Annotated in this window: 17 protein-coding genes; 13 read left to right on the top strand and 4 right to left on the bottom strand. The window is 71.3% G+C overall.

Translation table 11 applies throughout. The annotated features are described in order from the left end of the window. Nucleotides 1-88 precede the first annotated feature (88 nt). Nucleotides 89-832: a DUF4118 domain-containing protein gene (locus BJ986_RS05205; protein ID WP_179421023.1), complete on the bottom strand. Its 744-nt coding sequence runs from the start codon at nucleotides 830-832 to the stop codon at nucleotides 89-91. 130 nt (nucleotides 833-962) lie between these two features. On the opposite strand from BJ986_RS05205, the gene kdpF reads away from it, so the two are divergent. From kdpF to BJ986_RS05155, 10 genes are all read left to right on the top strand, one after another. Continuing rightward, nucleotides 963-1,061, top strand: coding sequence for a K(+)-transporting ATPase subunit F (gene kdpF / locus BJ986_RS16025; RefSeq protein ID WP_202881181.1), 99 nt, complete (start codon nucleotides 963-965; stop codon nucleotides 1,059-1,061). Beyond that, entirely contained in the window at nucleotides 1,061-2,710 is a 1,650-nt protein-coding gene (gene kdpA / locus BJ986_RS05195) for a potassium-transporting ATPase subunit KdpA (protein WP_179421021.1), read from the top strand. Before kdpF ends, kdpA begins: the two co-directional genes overlap by 1 nt. Further along, complete coding sequence (gene kdpB / locus BJ986_RS05190; protein ID WP_179421020.1) at nucleotides 2,707-4,764, top strand: potassium-transporting ATPase subunit KdpB; 2,058 nt, start codon at nucleotides 2,707-2,709, stop codon at nucleotides 4,762-4,764. Before kdpA ends, kdpB begins: the two co-directional genes overlap by 4 nt. Before the next feature lie 4 nt (nucleotides 4,765-4,768). Next, nucleotides 4,769-5,338: a K(+)-transporting ATPase subunit C gene (kdpC, locus tag BJ986_RS05185; RefSeq protein ID WP_179421019.1), complete on the top strand. Its 570-nt coding sequence runs from the start codon at nucleotides 4,769-4,771 to the stop codon at nucleotides 5,336-5,338. 46 nt (nucleotides 5,339-5,384) lie between these two features. After that, nucleotides 5,385-7,892, top strand: a complete 2,508-nt coding sequence (locus BJ986_RS05180) for a DUF4118 domain-containing protein (protein ID WP_179421018.1) — start codon at nucleotides 5,385-5,387, stop codon at nucleotides 7,890-7,892. Beyond that, complete coding sequence (locus BJ986_RS05175) at nucleotides 7,889-8,575, top strand: response regulator (protein ID WP_179421017.1); 687 nt, start codon at nucleotides 7,889-7,891, stop codon at nucleotides 8,573-8,575. Before BJ986_RS05180 ends, BJ986_RS05175 begins: the two co-directional genes overlap by 4 nt. A gap of 174 nt (nucleotides 8,576-8,749) precedes the next feature. After that, nucleotides 8,750-12,664, top strand: coding sequence for an ATP-binding protein (locus tag BJ986_RS05170; RefSeq protein ID WP_179421016.1), 3,915 nt, complete (start codon nucleotides 8,750-8,752; stop codon nucleotides 12,662-12,664). Beyond that, entirely contained in the window at nucleotides 12,651-13,070 is a 420-nt protein-coding gene (locus BJ986_RS05165) for a roadblock/LC7 domain-containing protein (protein ID WP_272955369.1), read from the top strand. Before BJ986_RS05170 ends, BJ986_RS05165 begins: the two co-directional genes overlap by 14 nt. Before the next feature lie 4 nt (nucleotides 13,071-13,074). After that, complete coding sequence (locus BJ986_RS05160; RefSeq protein ID WP_179421015.1) at nucleotides 13,075-13,446, top strand: DUF742 domain-containing protein; 372 nt, start codon at nucleotides 13,075-13,077, stop codon at nucleotides 13,444-13,446. Beyond that, nucleotides 13,427-14,011: an ATP/GTP-binding protein gene (locus BJ986_RS05155; RefSeq protein WP_179421014.1), complete on the top strand. Its 585-nt coding sequence runs from the start codon at nucleotides 13,427-13,429 to the stop codon at nucleotides 14,009-14,011. Before BJ986_RS05160 ends, BJ986_RS05155 begins: the two co-directional genes overlap by 20 nt. Nucleotides 14,012-14,088: 77 nt before the next feature. On the opposite strand, the gene BJ986_RS05150 is transcribed toward BJ986_RS05155, so the two are convergent. The 3 genes from BJ986_RS05150 to BJ986_RS05140 are packed head-to-tail and all read right to left on the bottom strand — an operon-like array spanning nucleotide 14,089 to nucleotide 16,865. Continuing rightward, entirely contained in the window at nucleotides 14,089-15,567 is a 1,479-nt protein-coding gene (locus tag BJ986_RS05150) for an LLM class flavin-dependent oxidoreductase (RefSeq protein WP_337794861.1), read from the bottom strand. Nucleotides 15,568-15,617: 50 nt separating this feature from the next. Next, entirely contained in the window at nucleotides 15,618-16,007 is a 390-nt protein-coding gene (locus BJ986_RS05145) for a VOC family protein (RefSeq protein WP_337794860.1), read from the bottom strand. Nucleotides 16,008-16,031: 24 nt separating this feature from the next. Further along, nucleotides 16,032-16,865, bottom strand: a complete 834-nt coding sequence (locus tag BJ986_RS05140) for an alpha/beta fold hydrolase (RefSeq protein ID WP_179421013.1) — start codon at nucleotides 16,863-16,865, stop codon at nucleotides 16,032-16,034. Nucleotides 16,866-16,918: 53 nt separating this feature from the next. Between BJ986_RS05140 and BJ986_RS05135 the strand changes: the two genes are divergently transcribed. From BJ986_RS05135 to BJ986_RS16590, 3 genes are all read left to right on the top strand, one after another. Then, a complete protein-coding gene (locus BJ986_RS05135; RefSeq protein ID WP_179421012.1) occupies nucleotides 16,919-17,365 on the top strand; it encodes an SRPBCC family protein in 447 nt (148 codons plus the stop codon). Nucleotides 17,366-17,444: 79 nt separating this feature from the next. After that, nucleotides 17,445-18,764 carry an MFS transporter gene (locus BJ986_RS05130; RefSeq protein WP_337794859.1) on the top strand — a complete coding sequence of 440 codons (1,320 nt, stop codon included), beginning with the start codon at nucleotides 17,445-17,447 and terminating at the stop codon, nucleotides 18,762-18,764. Between the two features lie 253 nt (nucleotides 18,765-19,017). Next, entirely contained in the window at nucleotides 19,018-20,385 is a 1,368-nt protein-coding gene (locus BJ986_RS16590) for an NlpC/P60 family protein (protein ID WP_179421011.1), read from the top strand. The last annotated feature ends 34 nt before the right edge of the window (nucleotides 20,386-20,419 follow it).

Raw genomic sequence — 20,419 nt, 5'->3', positions numbered from 1 at the left:
GCCTAGCGCCACAACGGCCACCGACAGGGCGCCTGACCTGCACCAATCCGCGCGGGAAGCGCCGTGGGGCCTCGCCAGCCGCCAGCGGTCAGGCCGTCGAGAGGGATGCCACCTGGTCAGCCAGCAGGGCGGCCACGCGTCGCTGGTCGAGGGTCGGCCGAGCCACGTGCGTGGCCGCCGTGAGCTGGAAGTAGCCGCTCACAACGGCTCCGCTGCGCACCGGAAGGACGACGATGCTGTCGACCGGCAGTCCGCCGCGTTCGACGTCGAGGCGGGTGCCGCCGCGGGTGATCGTTCCGTCGCGCCCGAGCACCGGCCCGGGAAGCAGGGTGCCACTCGCCACGAACTCGCACCGGTCGAGGTCGAGGAGCTCACGGATCCGATCCGCGACGGCACTCGTCACCGCCGGAGAACCGGCGTGGTGCGCGACGGACTCTGCGGTCGCGAGCACCCCGTCGAGGTAGCCCCGCTGCCGCCCGAGGGCCGCGCGCTGCCGTTGGCCCCACAGCGCCAGCTCGGTGACCGCCAACCCCACGACGAGCAGCAGCACGGTCACCTGGACGTCCTCAGTCCTGCCGATCGCCAGACTGCGGTAGGGCGCGGTGAGGAAGAAGTCGAACCCGGCTGCGCTGGATACCGCGGACCACAAACCGGCGGCCCGGATGCCGGTGGCCGACGCCGCCACGATGACCACCACGAGCGCCACCGCCGCGCTCGCGAGCGGCACGGTGACAGGTGCAGCGCTGACCAGGGCGCACAGGGCCAGCGGCGTGGCAGCGCAGGCGCCGATGACTACCGACCGGTGTCGGGCGATGAGCTGGTTGAGATCCATGCCTTCATGACGCCTCGACTGCGGCGGGGACGTCAAGGCTCTTGACGCGATCTGTATGCCGGGTCGTCAAGATCATGTCAACGACCGTCAGGGGGGCATCAAGGACAACCGCGCCGGGTCTCGGAAGTCCTTGAATGGGAACGTGATCGAGAACCTCCTGGCCGCTCTGCTCGGCATCGGCCTGCTCGCCTACCTCGGGTACGCCCTCGTCCGTCCGGAGCGCTTCTGATGTCCGACACGGTGAGCGGACTGCTCACGGTCGGCCTCCTCGTCCTGATGCTGGCGGTCGCCTACCACCCCGTCGGAGCCTGGCTCGCGGCGGTGTTCACGGACACCCGTCACTGGCGGCTGGAGCGCAGCGTCTACCGGCTGGTGAGGGTCGATGCCGACTCCGAACAGGGCTGGCGCGCCTACGCGACGAGCGTCGTCGTGTTCTCCGTCGTGGGGACGGTCGCCCTCTTCGCGCTGGTCGTCGCCCAGACCCACCTGCCGGGACGGCAGGGTTCGGCCGGCATGGGCCTGACGACAGCGCTCTGCACGGCAGTCTCGTTCGTCACCAACACCGACTGGCAGTCGTATGCCGGTGAGGTGGGCGCCACCCCGCTCCTCCAGACAGCCGGCCTGGCGGTCCAGAACTTCGTCTCTGCGGCGGTCGGCCTCGCGGTGGCGATCGCGCTGATGCGGGCCCTGGCCCGGCACAGCGTCGCGACCATCGGCAACTTCTGGGTCGACCTGGTGCGCGGTGTCGTCCGGGTCCTCCTGCCGGCCTCGCTCGTCGCCGCCGTCCTGCTGCTCGCCGGCGGCGTCATCCAGAACCTCAACGGTCCGACGACGGTCAAGGGCCTCGCCGGTGTCGCACAGGTTGTCCGTGGCGGCCTGGTCGCCTCACAGGAGGCGATCAAGGAGATCGGGACGAACGGCGGGGGCTACTTCAACGCCAACTCGGCCCACCCGTTCGAGAACCCCAACCCCCTCACCAACGTGTTCGAGATCTTCCTGCTGCTCGTCATCCCCTTCGCCCTGACGCGCACGTACGGGCTGGTCGTGGGCGACCGCCGTCAGGGGTGGGCGCTGGCCGGCTTCGCAGGCCTTCTCTGGGCCGGCGGGGTGGCCGTCACGACGTGGGCCGAGGTGCACGCCGCCGGCGCGGTGACCGGCTCCATGGAGGGCAAGGAGCAGCGGTTCGGAGTATGGGGCTCAACGCTTTTCGCCGCCTCGACCACCAGCACCTCCACCGGCTCGGTCAACTCGATGCACGAGAGCTACAGCCCGCTGGGCGGAGGGACCCTCGTGGCCAACATGGTCCTGGGCGAGATCTCGCCGGGCGGCGTCGGCTCCGGCCTCTACGGAATCGTCATCGTGGCGCTGCTCGCCGTGTTCGTGGCCGGCCTGATGGTCGGGCGCACTCCGGAGTACCTCGGCAAGGCGATCGGTCGGCGCGAGGTCACCTGCGCGGCGCTCTACGTCCTCGTCATGCCGGCGCTGGTGCTGGTCGGGACCGGACTGTCCCTTGCGATGGACGGTCCGAGGGCCGGGATGCTCGCCTCCGGGCCGCGCGGGCTCACCGAGGTCCTGTACGCGTACGCGTCCGCCGCGAACAACAACGGCAGCGCGTTCGCCGGCCTCGGGGCGGACACGCCCTGGTACAACCTGACGCTGGCCCTGTGCATGCTGCTCGGCCGGTTCGTCCCGATGGTGCTCGTGCTGCGCCTGTGCGGCCTGCTGGTCGAGCAGCGCAACCGTCCCGCCTCCCTCGGGACGATGCCCACCCACACCCCCCTCTTCGTCGGTCTGGTGACCGGCGTCGCGGTCATCCTCGCCGGGCTCACCTTCTTCCCGGCCCTGGCCCTGGGTCCGCTCGCTGAGGCCCTGTCATGACCGGCACCGTGCTGGCCACCGCTGGCCAGGCCTTCGCCAAGCTCAACCCGCGGCACCTCTGGCGGGCTCCGGTGATCTTCGTGGTGTGGGTCGGCTCGGTGCTCACCACCGGCCTGGCCGCCGTCGAACCCAGCGTCTTCAGCTGGTCGATCGCGTTCTGGTTGTGGGCCACGGTGCTCTTCGCCAACGCGGCAGAGGCGGTCGCCGAGGGCCGCGGCAAGGCGCAGGCTGCCAGCCTGCGGGCGGCGAAGCGCGAGACGACGGCTCGCCGTTTGCGAGCAGACGGCGAGGAGGAGACGGTGCCCGGCAGCGAGCTCACCATCGGCGACAGGGTCGTGGTCGACGCCGGGCAGGTCATCCCCGGAGACGGGGAGGTGGTGGAGGGCGTCGCCACCGTCGACGAGTCCGCCATCACGGGCGAGTCCGCGCCGGTGATCCGCGAGTCGGGGGGTGACAGGAGCGCCGTCACGGGCGGCACCACCGTGTTGTCCGACCGGATCGTCGTCCAGATCACGACGATGCCCGGGGAGAGCTTCATCGACCGCATGATCGCGCTCGTCGAGGGAGCCCAGCGCCAGAAGACCCCGAACGAGATCGCCCTCACGATCCTCCTGACGACCCTGACCATCGTCTTCCTCGTCACGGTGATGGCCCTGCAGCCGCTCGCGGTCTACTCAGGGCAGGCCCAGCCGGTCGTGGTCCTCGTGGCCCTGCTCGTCTGCCTCATCCCCACCACCATCGGCGCCCTGCTGTCCGCCATCGGCATCGCCGGGATGGACCGGCTGGTCCAGCGCAACGTGCTCGCCATGTCGGGGCGCGCCGTGGAGGCGGCCGGTGACGTCTCGACGCTGCTGCTCGACAAGACGGGGACCATCACCTTCGGCAACCGGCGGGCGACCGAGCTCCTCTCGGTGGGTGACGGGTCGGCGGGTGACGGGGCGGTGGGTGACGGCACCGACGTCCACGCCCTGCCCGACGCGGCATACCTGTCCTCACTGGCGGACTCCACGCCCGAGGGGAAGTCGATCGTGGACCTGGCCACGACGGAGTACGCCGTCAACGGAGGCCGCTCCGCGGGGGTCCTGGTGCGCGACGGGGCGCAGTTCGTCGAGTTCAGTGCGACGACGCGGATGTCAGGGGTCGACCTGCCCGACGGGGTGCGCATCCGCAAGGGTGCGGCCTCGGCGCTGCACGGCTGGGTGGAGGAGTCCGGTGGGAGCATCCCGTCCGCGGTGCGCGACATCGTCGACCGCATCAGCGCCTCCGGCGGGACACCCCTGGTCGTGGCCACCCGACACGGTGCCGATCCTGCTCGGGTCCTCGGTGTCGTCCACCTCAAGGACGTCGTGAAGCCGGGGATGCGAGAGCGCTTCGAGGTCCTGCGGCGCATGGGGATCCGCACCGTGATGATCACCGGTGACAACGCCCTCACCGCCGCCGCGATCGCGGGGGAGGCGGGCGTCGACGACTTCCTCGCGGAGGCCACTCCCGAGGACAAGCTGCGCCTGATCAGGCGTGAGCAGGAGGGTGGTCGCCTCGTCGCGATGACCGGCGACGGCACCAACGACGCGCCGGCACTGGCCCAGGCGGACGTCGGCGTCGCGATGAACTCCGGCACGTCCGCCGCCAAGGAGGCCGGCAACATGGTCGACCTGGACTCCGACCCGACCAAGCTCATCGAGGTGGTCGAGATCGGCAAGCAGCTGCTCATCACCCGCGGTGCGCTGACGACCTTCTCGATCGCCAACGACATCGCGAAGTACTTCGCCATCATCCCGGCGATGTTCGTCACGCTGTTCCCGGGCCTCGCCGCGCTCAACATCATGAGGTTGTCGTCCCCCCAGTCCGCGATGCTCTCGGCGGTCATCTTCAATGCCCTCATCATCCTGGCGCTGATTCCCTTGGCGCTCAAAGGCGTGCACTACACACCGGCCAGCGCCGCCGCCATGCTCCGACGCAACCTCCTGGTCTACGGCGTCGGCGGCGTCATCGCGCCCTTCATCGGTATCAAGGTGATCGACCTCGCGGTCTCCCTGCTGCCAGGTCTGGGGTGACCTGATGACCTCGTCACTGCGCAACCTCGTGGCCTCCCTGAGGATGTTGGGGGTCCTCACCCTCCTGCTCGGCGTCGTCTACCCCGCCGTCGTCTGGGGCATCGGCCGGGTCGCCTTCCCTGCCCAGGCCGACGGTTCGCTCGTGCGCCGGCACGGTGTCGTCGTCGGCTCCAGCCTGCTGGGTCAGCAGGTCACCGACCCGCGCTTCTTCCACGGCCGTCCGTCTGCCCCCGGGTATGCCGCCGGGGTCAGTGGCGGGTCGAACCTGGCCGGGACCTCGGCCGACCAGGTCAAGGCAGTGCGTGAGCGCTCCACGGCATACGGGGCAACGAGTTTCGGGGCCGTGCCGGCCGACGCGCTCACCGCCTCGGGCAGCGGTCTGGACCCGCACATCTCTCCCGACAACGCCCGCGCCCAGGCCAGTCGGGTGGCGGCCGCCAACGGCCTCGACCTCGCCGCGATGCTGCGACTGGTGGATGCGCACACCCAGGGCCGTTCGCTCGGCTTCCTCGGCGAACCCCGCGTGGACGTGCTCGAGCTGAACCTCGCCGTGCAGGCTGCGGCGGGGCGATGAGCCGACCGTCCTGCGCGCAGGCCGCGCGAGGGACGACAATCGGCTCATGAGCAGGGGAGTGCTGCGCGTCTACCTCGGGGCCGCGCCGGGCGTGGGGAAGACGGTCGCCATGCTCGCCGAAGGGCACCGTCGCCGGGACCGCGGCACCGACGTCGTCATCGGGATCTGCGAGAGCCACGGGCGGCCCTACACGGCGGCGCTGATGGACGGCCTGGAGCGGGTGCCGTTGCGCCCGGTGTCCTATCGCGACGGCATGTTCGAGGAGCTCGACGTGGCGGCCGTCCTCGCGCGGCGACCCGACGTGGTGCTCGTCGACGAGCTCGCCCACACCAACACCCCAGGCCCCGAGCACCCCAAGCGCTGGCAGGACGTCGAGGACCTGCTCGTCGCAGGCGTCGACGTGATCTCGACCGTCAACATCCAGCACCTGGAGTCGCTCAACGACGTCGTCGAGGCGATCACCGGGGTGCGGCAACGGGAGACCGTGCCCGACGAGGTGGTCCGGTCCGCCGACCAGATCGAGCTCGTCGACATGTCGCCCCAGGCGCTGCGCCGCCGGCTCGCCCACGGCAACGTGTATGCCGCGGAGCAGGTGGACTCCGCCCTGGCCAACTACTTCCGCGAGGGCAACCTCGCTGCCCTGCGCGAGCTGTCCTTGCTCTGGCTCGCCGACCGGGTCGAGGAGGGGCTCGACCGGTACCGGGCAGACCACGCGATCACCGAGCTGTGGCCCACCCGGGAGCGCGTCGTGGTCGCCCTCACCGGCGGACCGGAAGGGCGGACGCTGCTGCGCCGAGGCGCACAGATCGCGTCCCGCGCGGGCGGGGAGCTCCTTGCTGTCTACGTCACCCCTCCCGACGGCCTCGTGGACGCCAAGCTCGAAGCGCTGACCGACCTGCGCCAGCTCACCGTCGAGCTCGGCGGCACCTTCCACACTGTCAAGGGCCAGGACGTCGCCAGCGCGCTGCTCGAGTTCGCGCGAGGGGTTTCCGCCCGCCAGGTCGTCATCGGTGCCTCTCGCCGCCGCAGGTGGCAGGAGGTCCTGTCGACCGGGGTGGGTCGCCGTGTGGTCGAGGCCTCCGGGGACATCGACGTGCACCTGGTGACCCATGAGCTCACCCGCACCGAGCGGGCGCCGCTGCGCTTCGGCCCGGCGTTCGGGGCCCGCCGGACCGCCCTGGGCTGGACGATGGCTGTGGTCGGCACCGCCGGGCTGGCCGGCATACTCCAGGCGACGCCGGGGTGGCACGACCTGCCCCTGGAGGTGCTGCTCTTCCTGTTGCTCACGGTCCTCACCGCCCTGGTGGGAGGGCTCTGGCCCGCCCTTGCCGCAGCCGTCGTCAGCAGCCTGGCGATCAACTGGTTCTTCACCGAGCCGGTCCACACGCTCTCGATCTCCGACCCACAGAACCTGGTGGCGCTGCTGGTGTTCCTGCTCGTGGCCACCGCCGTCTCCTCGGTCGTCCACGTCAGCGAACGCCGGGCGGCCGCGGCCGACGAGGCGCGACGGGAAGCCGATGCCCTGGCGGCCTCGGCAGAATCCCTTCTGGGAGAACGCGACCAGCTCTCGGCCCTGCTCCGTCAGGCGGTCGACTTCTTCGCCGTCGACGGTGCGGCGGTCCTGCGCCGGGACAGCGTCCGCGACCCGTGGACCCTGGTCGAGGGGACCGACGGTTTCGATCTCGGTGCCGTCGCGAACGCCTCCGTGCGTGCCCCCGTCGACGACCAGCACGTCCTGGTCCTGCTGGGTCGCGTGCTCTCGGGGTCTGACCGTCGGCTCGTGTCGGCCTTCGCCTCGCGGGCGGGTGCGCTCCTGCACCGGGACGAGCTCGTGCGCCAGGCGCGGCAGGCTCGTGCCCTGGCCAAGGACAACCGCGCACGGACCGCCCTGCTGGCGGCCGTGTCCCACGACCTGCGGACGCCGCTGGCCAGCATCAAGGCCGCGTCCTCCAGCCTGCGCCAGGCTGACGTGGTCTTCAGCGACTCCGACCGGGCCGACCTGCTGGAGACCATCGAGGAGTCGACCGACCGTCTGACGGTCCTGGTCGCCAACCTCCTCGACATGTCCAGGCTGCAGAGCGGCTCGGTGGTGCCGCGGATGGGCCCCGTCGATGTCGACGAGGCCGTGTCACTGGCGGCCCGGCCGCTCCTGGACGGCGACCGGGTGCGCCTCAGCATGGATGGGGGGCTCCCGCCCGCGGCAGCAGACGCGGGCTTGCTCGACCGGGTGCTGGCCAATGTGCTGGAGAACGCCCTCAAGCACTCCTCGGCGGAGGTGGTCGTCCACGCGGGGGCGACGGGCAGCAGGCTGCAGATCCGGGTCGTCGACCGCGGCAAGGGCGTCCCGGAGGGTGCCAAGGACGCGATCTTCGCGCCCTTCCAGCGCTACGGCGACGCGCCCGCGGGCACCGGCGTGGGGCTGGGGCTGGCCGTGGCGAGAGGTCTCATGGAGGCGATGGGCGGCCAGATCGCCGCCGAGGACACCCCCGGGGGCGGCCTGACGATCGTCATGGAGCTGGACCGGTTCGCACCTGCTGAGAGGATGCCGCGGTGACCTCCATCCTGGTCGTGGACGACGAGCCCCACCTGGTCCGCACGGTGGCCATCAACCTGAGGGCGCGCGACTACTCGGTGGAGACTGCCGGCGACGGGCGCACGGCGCTGCAGGCCTTCCACGACGAGCGGCCCGACCTGATCGTGCTCGACCTCGGACTGCCGGACCTCGACGGCGTGGAGGTGCTGCGCAGGGTCCGGCAGACCTCGGACGTGCCTGTGATCGTCCTGTCGGCGCGGGCGGACTCGGTCGACAAGGTGGAGGCCCTCGACCTCGGCGCCGACGACTACGTCACCAAGCCGTTCGCCATGGACGAGCTCCTGGCGAGGGTGCGGGTCGCGCTGAGGCGCCGGGGTGAGGCGCCCGAGTCCACGGTGGCACCTGTGCGGACGCCGCACTTCTCCCTGGACTTCGCCGAGCGCCGTGCCGTCGTCGGCGGCGTCGAGGTCCGGCTGACGCCGACGGAGTGGAGCCTGCTGGAGACGTTGGCCCGCCGTCCGGGGCACCTCGTCAGCCAGAAGGACCTGCTGCGCGAGGTGTGGGGTCCGAGCTACGGCCGCGAGTCCAACTACCTCCGGGTCTATGCCAACCAGCTTCGCCGCAAGCTCGAACCGGATCCGGCCAGGCCTCGCTACGTGCTGACCGAACCCGGTCAGGGCTACCGCTTGGTCGTGACCGCGTGAGGATACCGGTCGACCTGGCCCACATGCTGGATTGCCTCTCCGTGGTGGCCTAGTCCGTTCGGCCAGATCTCCGCAGGCCAAACGTGCCAACCACCGTTCGATACCTATCCCCACCCCCCCTGCCCGCACGTATGTTGCCGTTCGCCCAAGTTTCGTCGTGAGGAAGGTGGCTCCGTGTCCAGACTGCAGTCGGCGGCTGGCCGTGTCCCCCAGAGCTGGTCGTTCGGTCAGTGGCCCCTCCGTCGGAAACTGGCCGCGGCCATCGTCCTGCCCGTGCTGCTGGCCTTCGTCTTCGGTGGCCTGCGCGTCAAGAACGACTTCGACTCCTCACGCAGCCTTTCGCAGGCCGCGGACAACGTCCTGGTCATCCGCCCCGTCGTCGAGTACAACCTCGCGGTCCAGGGCCTCGCCGCGTCCGACGGCGTCGGTGGTGCCGGGGTCGCAGCCGCCGTCACGAAGTACCAGTCCGCTGCCGCGAACCTGCGCAACGCCATCACGGCCAACGGCGTCCCTGACTCGGTGAAGGCCAGCATCACGAGCGCCCTGTCGCTCGGGCAGGCAGTGCGCACCGCCAAGACGCAGAACGGGTTCACCGACACCGTCATCGACAAGTCCGGCAACACCGCGACGCTGATGGCCACGGTCGTCAGCGACCTCGGCCTCAGCAACGACCCGGCCTCGGCCAGGCTCGTCGTGGCCCTGCAGGACGCCATCGCCGCGCAGCGCGCCATGACCGGGCAGCAGCTCAACCTCGCCAACACCGACGACGCCGCCGCCAACCTTCGCGCCATCGGTCAGGTCGGTGCGGAGACCGCGGCCCTGACGCGACTCCAGTCGGCCACGAGCGCAGACCAGGCCGGCCAGGTCCGCCAGCTCCTCAACGAGAACGGACGCCGCGGCTACACGCTCCAGCAGGAGTCCCCTGACAAGGCTCAGATCCTCGGGCTAGCCCCCATCATCGAGTCCAGCAACGCGGGCTACAGCAAGCTCATGCAAGGGCAGCTGACGGCGCTGGAGTCCACCCTGCGTCAGCGCGCTGCGGCGGACCGCAGCAGTGCCATCTTCAACGCCCTCGTCGTGATCGTGGCGCTGGCCCTGGCTCTGGCTCTCGTGCTGGCCCTCATCCGCTCCCTGCTCATCCCGATCCGCGCGGTGCGCCAGGGCGCCCTCGACGTCGCCAACGCGCGGCTGCCCGAAGCAGTTGCAGCCGTGCGTGACGGCGGCGACCTCCCGGAGTTCGTGCCGATCCCCGTGCACACCACCGAGGAGATGGGCCAGCTGGCCCGCGCCGTGGACGACCTCCACACCCAGGCGCGCTCCCTGGCCGGTGAGCAGGCGCGTCTGCGCGTCCAGGTCGGCAACATGTTCGAGACGCTGTCGCGTCGGAGCACGTCCCTCATCGACCAGCAGCTCAGCCTCATCGAGCGACTCGAGAGCGACGAGGAAGACCCCAAGCGTCTGCAGAGCCTGTTCCGCCTCGACCACCTCGCGGCCCGTATGCGCCGCAACAGCGACTCGCTCCTGGTGCTGGCTGGTACGTCCACCCGCCGTGGTGTGTCCGGCTCCGTCTCGGTGTCCGACGCTGTGCGCGCCGCCGTGTCCGAGGTCGAGAACTACGAGCGCATCGACATCGGTGACACCTCGAACGACCACGTCCTGGGTGCGGTCGGCTCGGACCTGATCCACCTCGTCGCCGAGATCGTCGACAACGCCCTCTCGTACTCGCCGCCCACCTCGCGTGTGTCGATCCGTGGTGCCCGCACGCCGGAAGGTGGCCTCCTGATCGAGGTCTCCGACCGTGGCCTCGGTATGCCGCCCAAGGACCTTGCCGCTCTCAACGACCAGCTCGCAAACGGCGGCGACATCACCGCGGACACCGCCCGTCGCATGGGTCTGTTCGTGGTCGGGAGCCTGGCGAAGCGGCACGGCATCGCCGTGCGGTTGCGCCGCAACGGTGACGACAAGCAGGGCATCACGGTGTCCGTTCACCTGCCGGCCGCCCTGCTGGCCGACAGCAGCCGTGGCGAGCGCCCCGCCCGTCCCGTTGCCGCCCCCGCGGGTGCCGACACCCCGCAGGTTCCCTCCGTCGCGACCCCGACCTCGGCTGTCGGTGGGACGACGAAGTCCGGCCTCCCCACCCGGGTCCGCGGCGCCAGCGGTGCCACGCCCAGCCCGGTGCCGGGTGCAGCCAAGAAGGTGCTGCCCACGCGGACCCCTGGGGCTCACGGTCCCGGTGCCGCGAATGGCATACAGACGCCTGCCAAGCCCGTCATCGAGGGCGCCGAGGCACGGGTCGACGAGAAGTCGTCCACCAACGGCCACGGCGTCGACGACAAGGTCCTCAACGGCTCGTCGGACAAGCCGGCAGTGAACGGCAGCTCGGCTGAGGACGCTCGTCCGACGGAGGCTGTCGCGACCGACGCCGCGGCATCGGCCCCCGAGGTCGCGCCGGCCCCCGAGGTCGCGCCGGCCCCCGAGGCCACCGTTGGCGATGGCCCGGACGCTACGGACGCTCCTGCGGCCCAGGCGTCGTCCGAGCCGCAGCGTTCGGCGGCCGGCCTGCCTGTCCGCAAGCCGCGGGCCACGGGGATCACCGAGTACCGCGAGTTCGAGGACGCTCCGTCCGCGGCGTCCGACGGGACCTCGGACGCGTCAGCGGACCAGGGTGGCGCCAAGTCGGCCGCTCCGGCCGCCAAGGCGAGCCGACTCAGCTGGCTCCCCGGCCGCAAGGCTGCCGCCGAGGCAGCCCGGCTCGAAGCCGAGGCAGAGCCGCGCCAGATGCCGTCCAACCTGTCGGCCTGGCTCGACCACCGCGCCAAGATCGTCGAGGCCGGCAAGGCCCGCGAGCTCGGGGCAGATGCCCCTGCGGCGGACGCCGACACCGCAGCGCAGACCGACGCGGTCGCCTCCAACTCGGTCGCCGCCGACTCGGTCGCCGCCGACTCGGGCATCTCCGACTCGGTCGAGGCGGTCGACTCGATCGGCTCGGCTGACGCCACCACCGATCTGCACGTGCCGGCCGAGTGGGTGGCCGAGGTCGCCGTCGCCGAGGCCGTTGCCGAGACTGACTCGGGTGTCGACCACGGCTCCGACGCGATCCTCGACGACGCCTCCGACAAGGCTTCCGACGATGACTCCGACGATGACTCCGACAGGGCGTCGGACGATGGCTCCCAACCCACGGACGACGCCCCGGCTGAGATTTCCGCCGAGGTGACGGCACCGGTCGACAGCATCGCCGTCGTCGAGGCGCCGACCACCGGACCGGCTGACACCACGCCGCTGCCCACCCGCGTCCCCGGGGCCACGTCCGCAGCTGCGGCCCAGGCCATCCCGACCGAGGTCACCAGCTCGCGGCCGGCCATGCGGGCGCACAACACGTCGTTCTTCGGGGCTCGTCGGGCCCGCGAGGCGGCCCCCGCCGCGTCGCTGGACGAGGAGCCTTCCGCAGAAGCCGACGTCATGACACCGGAGCCCGTGCTTGACGTAGTGACCGAGCCGGTCGCCGTCGTCGAGGCAGCCCCCGAGGTCACGGAGACCGCCGATATCACCCAGGTCGCCGAGGTCGCGGAGGTCGCGGAGGTCACCGAGGCCGCCCCCCAGGCCGACGAGGGCACCGAGGTCGTCGCGTCCACCGAGCCCGAGGCGGTCGAGTCTGAGCGTGTCGAGTCCGAGGGTGTCGAGTCCGAGGGTGTCGAGTCCGAGGATGGCGCCCCGCGCACCAACCTCAACGACACCCCCATCTTCCGGGCGATGATGTCGCGCTGGCTGACCGACGACACGTCCGTGCCCGCTGCCGCGGCATGGTCGACCAACGAGGCGGACAAGGCATGGTCCGCCGCAGCACGAAACGAGGAGACCGAACCCCTGAAAGAGTCCGCAGCCGGCCTCCCCATGCGACGCCCGGGCAGCTACCTGGTCCCCGGCGCCCTTGATGAGGTCGACGACAACCCCGCTGCCCCTGCAGCATCGCGACGCGATCCCGAGGCGATCCGTCGCAACCTCAACCGCCACAAGAACGGTGTGAGCTCCGCACGCACCGAGGCACAAGATGGAACACACCGAGAGGAAGCCGATGTACACCACTGACGCCATGGCCCAGCCCAAGGGCGAGTACGACTGGCTCGTGGCCAAGTTCACGACGGAGACCCCTGGCGTGTCACACGCCATCCTGGTGTCCGCCGACGGGCTCCCCATGGCCGCCAGCGAGCAGCTGCCCATCGACCGCGCCGAGCAGATGGCCGCAGTCGCGTCGGGGATGGCCAGCCTGGCATCGGGTGCCGCGCGCCTGTTCCAGGGCGGGACGGTGCTGCAGTCCGTCATCGAGATGGAGCTGGGCTACCTGCTCCTCATGAGCGTCGGCGACGGCTCGCACCTGGCAGCACTCACCAGCACCGAGTCTGACATCGGTCAGGTCGGCTACGAGATGGCGGTCCTGGTCGACCGCGTCGGCAAGATGATCGACGCGTCGGCCCGGACCCCGATGTCGGGCTAGACCCATGGCGCCAGACGGACGCGAAGTGTCGGCAGGCCCTCGCCTGGTACGGCCGTACGCGCTGACGTCCGGACGCACCGAGTCCGTGGTCGACCTTCCCATCGAGGCCACGTTCGAGGTGCTTCCCTCCGGACGCACCGCGACCTGGCCCGAGGGCGACCTCTCGGGGCGGATCATCGAGCTGTGCACGGCCAAGGAGTCGGTGGCCGAGGTCTCCGCAAAACTCCACATCCCCCTCGGCGTCGCCCGGGTGCTGCTGGGTGACCTGGTCACCGCCGGGCACCTCAAGACGCGCACGACCATCTCCGAGTACACGACATCCGACGAACGACGTGAACTGATTGAAAGGACACTCAGTGGACTACGCGCCCTCTAACCGCAACAGCGCCTCGACGAAGATTGTCGTGGCCGGCGGCTTCGGCGTCGGCAAGACCACCTTCGTTGGTGCCGTCTCCGAGATCGACCCCCTGCGCACCGAGGCTCTCGTCACCAACGAGTCCGAGGGCCAGGACGACATCTCCAAGGTGCAGCAGAAGCACACCACCACGGTGGCCATGGACTTCGGCCGCATCACCTTGGCCGAGAACCTGGTGCTGTACCTGTTCGGCACTCCTGGCCAGCGCCGGTTCTGGTTCATGTGGGACGACCTGGTCAAGGGTGCCATCGGTGCGGTCGTGCTGGTCGACGTCCGCCGCCTCGACGACAGCTTCGCCGCGGTGGACTACTTCGAGGCCAAGGGTCTGCCGTTCATCGTCGCTCTCAACCAGTTCGACGGGTCGCAGGAGTTCGGTCCCGACGAGATCCGCGAAGCCCTCGCGATCCCGTCGCACATCCCCGTCATCGCGGTCGACGCCCGTGACCGCGAGTCCGCCAAGCGGGCCCTGGTCCGCATCACGGAGTTCGCCCTGACGCAGCTCACCGGGGTGTCCGCCTCCGCCTGAGCCGAGTGCGTCTCCGGACGCGATGTTCGCCCCACGCCGGGTGCCCTGCGACGCAGCGGCACCCGGCGTGGTCGTGTCTACCGCCCCGTCAGGACCCCGGCGAGCCGCTCGACATCGTCCGGCCCCTCGAGGTCGGGCAGGCCCACGAAGACGGTCTGCACACCGCGCGACGCCAGCGCGACGAAGCGCTCGTGGTGCTGGGCCACCTCTCCCGCGTGATGGCGTCTCGCGTAGGTCGCAGCCGGGGTGCGACCACGCAACCGTTCGACCCTGCGCCAGGTGTCGTCGCGGTCGCGGCCGACGATGGGCAGGTCCAGCACGGTCACCGCCACGTCGTCAGGGTCCCGGCCCACGGTGCGGCAGTGGCTGCGCAGCACCTCGAGCTTGCGCTCGAGGGTGGGCAGGTCGCTGGGCAGGTTGCACGCGTCCGCGAGCTCCGCGGCGATGCGCAGGGTGCGCCGCTCACCGGCGCCGCCCACGATGATCTGTGGCTGGCCCACGGGGCGCGGGTATGCCGTGGTCTCGGGCAACGTGACGCGCTTTCCCTGGTGGGCCTTGGTGCCCTTGCCCCACAGTGCGCGGATCGTCTCGATCGAGGCCTCGAGCTGGTCGAGTCGCTCGGCGGGCGGGGGGAACGGCAGGCCGAACGCGAGGTGCTCGCGCTCCCACCAGCCCGCCCCCAGGCCCACGAAGGCCCTGCCCCCTGAAAGGACGTCAAGCGTCGCAACGGTTTTCGCGATGATGCCCGGGGCGCGGAAGGTGACGGGCGAGACGAGAGTGCCCAGCCGCAGCCGGGTGTCCAGGCCGGCGAGCAGTCCCAGGGTCACCCACGGCTCGGGGATGGGCTCCCACGCCCGGTCCACCTGGGGGATCTGGATGAGATGGTCCATCAACGCGATGCCGCTGAAGCCGAAGTGGTCCGCGGCCAGGACGACAGACCGAAGCCAGCCGGTCGGATCGGCGCCCCAGGGGAAGCGTGACAGCTGGATCACGACGTCCAGCCCGAGATCGCCCGCACCGGCCGTGGGGCCGGTCGGTGGCGTCGACCGCGGCACCGTCGACCGAGGCGCCGTCGAACTCGGGGATGCCGCCGCCGGCGCGCTCTCGGCGTCCGCGGCGGGTCCGGCCACGACGAGGACCGCGTCCCAGCCCTCCTCCGCGACCGCCGCCCGCACCAGACCGAAGCCGGCGAGCTGTCGGCCCAGGACAGCCGCCGGGACGGGTCGGTCGCGCCGGGAGTTCCGCTCGCGGCACACCGCGGGATCGGTGTCGAAAAGCACTGCAACACAGGGAAGTCCGGCGGCGCGCCCTTGTTCGCGCAGACGCTCGCGGAGGTCCGGGTCGAGGCCGAGGGTGTCCACGAGGACGGTGAGTCCGCGCCGGGCCCGCGCCGCAACGACCTGGTGCAGGATGGCGAAGGCGTCGGCCGAGGCGTCGAGGTCGAACTCGCCACTGCCCACCACCGCCCGCAGGGCATCCGACGAGACGATCTCCTGCTGCCGGTAGCGCTGCGCCGCCCAGGTCGACTTGCCGGCCCCGCTGGGGCCGACGAGCACGACGAGCGCCGGGTCGGGCAGCGTTGGGCCGGGCGGCGCGGGCCCTGCGCTCAGGCCTCTGCCCTCGGGGCGTGGCTCACCAGGCCGACGAGGTTGCCCTCGCTGTCGCGGATGAAGGCCATCCACTCGTCGCTGCCCGCCGGGCCCAGGCTGTCGTCCGTGTGGCTGAAGATCACGTGCGGCTCGGACTCGACGACGACGCCGTCGGCGCGGAGCTCCTCGACGCGGGTCGGGACGTCGTCGACCGCGAGGTAGAGCAGGGCCGAGCTGACGCCCTCCTCGAGGAGAAGCCTGGTGTCGCCGAGGCCGAAGAACAGCAGCCCCGGGGGGTCGAACCGGGCCAGGGGCGGCGACCCGAGCAGGCGCTCGTAGAAGGCTCCCGCTCGGTCCAGGTCCTCGGCGTGCTGGGCCACCTGTGCCAGTCCCGTCCCACCTGTCACCGCACCCACCTCCTGGGCGTGAATCTACTGCCGGACGGTGCGTCGCCGCTCGAGGATGACGGCGGCGACCTCCTCCGGTCGGGTCTCGGGCAGCCAGTGGCCGGCGTCCAGCTCGGTGAAGGTGTAGTCGGCAGCCACGTGGTCGCGAGTGCGCTCGGCGGCCGCTCGGCCCAGTGCGACGTCGTGACGGCCCCAGACGTAGGCCGTCGGAGTCGAGATCCGGGCGGCCGCTCGGGACTCCTCAGATGTCTTGCGGCGCAACGGGATCGCGCGGTACCACGCAAGCCCACCGCGGGCCATGCCCGGGCGGCGGAACCGCGCGGCATACCTCTGCACGTCCGGCTCGGGAAGGCCTGAGCGACGCAGCGCGGCGGGCAGTCGACGGCGCAGGACCAGCTCGGGCACGGTCGGGACCTGGAAGGCGGCCATGTACCAGCTCCGCCGCGCCTGGTCTGCGTGGCGCAGGGCCCAGGCGAGGGCGCGGTGATGGGGGGTCGAGACGACGGTGAGGCTGAGCAGGCGCTCGGGGTGGCGCTCGGCGAAAGCCCAGGCCACCGCACCGCCCCAGTCGTGGCCGACCAGGTGGACGCGGGTCTGACCCAGCTCGTCGAGCAGGGCTCGCACGTCGTCCACGAGCTCGGGCATGCGGTAGGCCTCGCGGCCCCGGGGGTGGGCTCCGGGGGAGTAGCCGCGCTGGTCGAAGGCCACCACGCGCAGGCCCTCGACGGTGAGCAGAGGCGTCACCTTCGACCACGCCTGCCGGTCCTGCGGCCACCCGTGCAGGAGGACCACGACCTCGTCCCCGATGCCGCTGTCCGAGACGTCGAACACCAGGCCGTCCCGCGAGAACTGCTCCATCCGGCGAACCTACCCGCGGGACCGGGGACGGACGAAGCCGCCATGATGGAGACGTGCCGACGTTCCACTTCCACCACCAGTGGCGCCTGCCGGCCGCCCCCGAGCGGGTCTACGAGGCCCTCGCGGACGTGGAGCGGTATGCCGTGTGGTGGCCGCAGGTCCGCTCGGCCGAACGCCTCGACGAGCACTCCGGGCGCACCGACATCCGCAGCTTCCTGCCCTACACGCTGCACCTGGTCCTGCGCCGCGAGGTGGAGGACCCGTCCACCGGTCACCTGCGGGTCGGGGTGAGCGGCGACCTCGAGGGATGGTGCGAGTGGCGAGTGCGCGCTGATCCCGAGGTCGCCACGATCGCCGAGTTCGACCAGGAGGCGGTCCTCACCCCGGCCCTGTTGGCCCGGACGGCGCAGGTCACCGGACCCCTGCTGCGCGCCAACCACGGCTGGATGATGCGTTCGGGGCGGGCCGGGCTGGCGGCCTACCTGTCGGCGCGTCCGTAGCCGGCGCGTCGCAAGCCGAGGCGTCCCGACCACCGCGACCCGTCGTCCTCGCGCGGACGACGGTGGGGGAGACTGGGGTGTGACCAGACCAGCCGCGCAGTTCCCCCTCGGAGGCCGTCGGGCGTGGCTGGTGTACGGCGCGTCCGTGGCGGTCTACATCCTGGCGGTGTTCCACCGCAGCTCGCTCGGCGTGGCGGGGCTGCTGGCGAGCGAGCGCTTCCACATCGCGGCCACCCAGCTGTCGGTGTTCACGATGGTGCAGCTGCTCGTCTACGCGGCGATGCAGATCCCGGTGGGCGCGCTGCTCGACCGGTTCGGGCCTAAGCGGCTGCTGTTGTGCGGCGTCACCCTGATGACGGTCGCGCAGCTGGGCTTCGCCTTCGCCGACTCGTTCGCCGTGGGGGTGGGTGCCCGGGTCCTCGTCGGGATCGGCGACGCGATGGTCTTCATCCCGCTGCTGCGACTCGTGGCCCTGTGGTTCCCCCCGATGCGCATCCCGATGGTCTCCCAGCTGACTGGTCTGCTCGGCCAGCTGGGGGCGCTGACGGCGGCGACGCCCCTCGTCTACGCGCTCCACCAGTGGGGTTGGACGCCTTCCTACGCCGGTGCCGCGCTGTTCGGCGTCGTCCTGGCGGCGATCGTCCTCCTCGTCGTGCGCGACTCCCCGAACCCCGACCACGAGCTCGACGAGGTCAAGGTCAGGGCACTGGCTCGCAGCGTGCGGGCCGCGTGGCGCACCCCCGGCACGCGGCTCGGCCTGTGGTCCCACTTCTCCGCCCAGTTCGGAGCGACGGTTTTCGCGCTGCTGTGGGGCTACCCGTTCCTGGTGGCCGGCCAGGGGCTGTCACCGAAGGTGGCCGGCATCCTGCTGATGCTGATGACCGTGACGACGGTGGTGACCAGCCCGCTGATCGGGGGCTTCGTCACCAAGTACCCGTTCTCCCGGTCGACCCTCATCCTCGGGATCGTCTTCTCGATCATGACCGTCTGGGCGGTCGTCCTGCTCTGGCCGGGGCGGGCGCCGCTGCCCTTGCTGGTGCTGCTCGTCATCGTCACGGCCGCCGGTGGTCCCGGATCGCTCGTCGGGTTCGACCTCGCACGCACCTTCAACCCGCCTCCGCGGCTCGGCAGCGCCACGGGGATCGTCAACGTCGGGGGCTTCCTCGCCTCCCTGTCGACCGTGACGCTGATCGGCATCATCCTCGACCGCGTGGCCCCCGGCGGCCCGAGCACCTACACCGTGGACACCTTCCGCGCCGCCATGTCTGTGCAGTACCTCGTCTGGGGTGCCGGCGTCATCCAGATCCTGCGGTACCGCCGCAAGACGCGTCGCGCCCTGCTCGAGAACGACCCCGACGCCTATGCCGCGCTGCGGGCCGGCGAGTCCATCACCCCCTGATCCCGGGCCTCTCACCTGCGAAAACGTGGAATTCGTTACCGATTCGTGATGGATTCTGGACAGATGATCGAAGGATTGCCGCAGCCTGCTGAAAAACATCGGTGTAACTCCCCGAACCACATGAGTGTCATTTCGCCCACGGGCCGGTAAGGCGTGGGATCTGTGTGACGAGAGTGCTCAGTGTGAAAAGGCGGCCTTAGTCTCGTGCGGCAGTCCCCACCCGTCCGGACACCGACCTCGAGAGGCATCCCCCGTGCTGAACGCCCACCCCGCACGTCGCGCGCTGCGCACCGGCGCGGTCCTCTCCATCGTGGGGATCCTGGCGGTCAGCAGTGCCATGTCCGCCTCTGCCGACCGTGGTCCGGTGTACCCGTCCAAGGCGCAGGTGGACCGGGCGAAGTCGGCTGTCGTCACCACGTCCGGCGAGGTCGCGAGCCTGGATGCGCAGTATGCCGCGGCGAGCGCCCAGCTCACGCAGGTGCAGGACAGTGCCGCGGCGGCCGCGGAGGCCTACAACGGGGCCCGCTACGCGCTCGACCAGCGGACGGCGGAGACCACCGCGGCGAAGAAGCGCGCCGCCCAGGCCCAGCAGCTCGCGGACGCCGCGGGCCTGCAGGTGCGTCGCTACGCCGCCACCGTCTACCAGCAGGGCGGCAACCTCGGTGAGCTCGAGGCCTACCTGTCCAGCACGGGCCCCCAGGACCTGATGGACCGAGCCACCGCCATCCAGGCCGTGAGCGACGCCAGGACGCGCACCCTCCAGCAGGCGGCTGCCTCGTCGATCGTCGCCGACACCATGCGTCAGCAGGCCGCCCAGGCCGAGGCGGCGCAGGCCAAGGCGGCAGCCGACGCCCAGGCCGCTCGCAACGCGGCGCAGGCCCGGGCGGACCAGGCGCAGGCGGCAACGGTCCAGATCCAGCAGCAGCAGCAGGCCCTCACCGTGCAGCTCGCCACCCTCCGCAAGACCTCGGTCGCCCTCGAGAAGCAGCGTCAGGACGGTCTCGCCGCGGCGGCCGCCGCGCGCGCCGCTGCCGCTGAGGCCGCGCGGCAGGCCCGCCTCGCCGCCGATCGCGCCAGGGCAGCCCGCAACGCCGCCGAGCGCAAGGCCGCCCAGCAGGCCGCCGCTCGCGCCGCTGCCGAGGCGGCGCGCCAGCGGGCGGCCGCCGAAGCGGCCCAGCAGGCCGCCCAGCAAGCTGCGCAGAACAAGCCCACCCCCAGGCCGCAGCCGGAGAACCCCCCGCCACCGCCGCCGTTGTCCACCGACGGTGGAGTTTCCGCGGTGCTCGCCTACGCCCGGGCCCAGGTCGGCAAGCCCTACGGATGGGGTGGCAGCGGTCCGGACTCGTTCGACTGCTCCGGCCTGACGATGCGCGCCTGGGAGCAGGCGGGGGTGAGCCTGCCCCACTACACGGGTGCGCAGTGGGACCAGACGTCGCGCGTCGCCATCAGTGACCTGCGCCCAGGCGACCTGGTCTTCTACGGCACCGACGGATCGTCGAGCCACCACGTGGGTCTCTACGTCGGCGACGGCCAGATGATCGAGGCTCCGCACGCGGGGGCCTACGTCCGGTACGCGTCGATCTACCGGTCGGACCTCATCTCCTACGGCGGCCGGCCCTAGCCTCGCCCCGCGGCAGCCCCACTCTCGCAGGGCG

The organism is Pedococcus badiiscoriae (genome assembly GCF_013408925.1).
Classification (GTDB): Bacteria; Actinomycetota; Actinomycetes; order Actinomycetales; family Dermatophilaceae; genus Pedococcus; species Pedococcus badiiscoriae.
Note: the sequence above shows the minus strand (reverse complement) of the source record. Positions and strands in the feature narration are given on the sequence as shown.

Excerpts from the sequence above, each read along its gene's own strand:
- kdpB (WP_179421020.1), top strand. The coding sequence starts at position 2,707 with ATGACCGGCACCGTGCTGGCCACCGCTGGCCAGGCCTTCGCCAAGCTC.
- BJ986_RS05160 (WP_179421015.1), top strand. The coding sequence starts at position 13,075 with ATGGCGCCAGACGGACGCGAAGTGTCGGCAGGCCCTCGCCTGGTACGG.
- BJ986_RS05205 (WP_179421023.1), bottom strand. The coding sequence starts at position 832 with ATGGATCTCAACCAGCTCATCGCCCGACACCGGTCGGTAGTCATCGGC.
- kdpC (WP_179421019.1), top strand. The coding sequence starts at position 4,769 with ATGACCTCGTCACTGCGCAACCTCGTGGCCTCCCTGAGGATGTTGGGG.
- BJ986_RS05165 (WP_272955369.1), top strand. The coding sequence starts at position 12,651 with ATGTACACCACTGACGCCATGGCCCAGCCCAAGGGCGAGTACGACTGG.
- BJ986_RS05180 (WP_179421018.1), top strand. The coding sequence starts at position 5,385 with ATGAGCAGGGGAGTGCTGCGCGTCTACCTCGGGGCCGCGCCGGGCGTG.
- kdpA (WP_179421021.1), top strand. The coding sequence starts at position 1,061 with ATGTCCGACACGGTGAGCGGACTGCTCACGGTCGGCCTCCTCGTCCTG.
- BJ986_RS05140 (WP_179421013.1), bottom strand. The coding sequence starts at position 16,865 with ATGGAGCAGTTCTCGCGGGACGGCCTGGTGTTCGACGTCTCGGACAGC.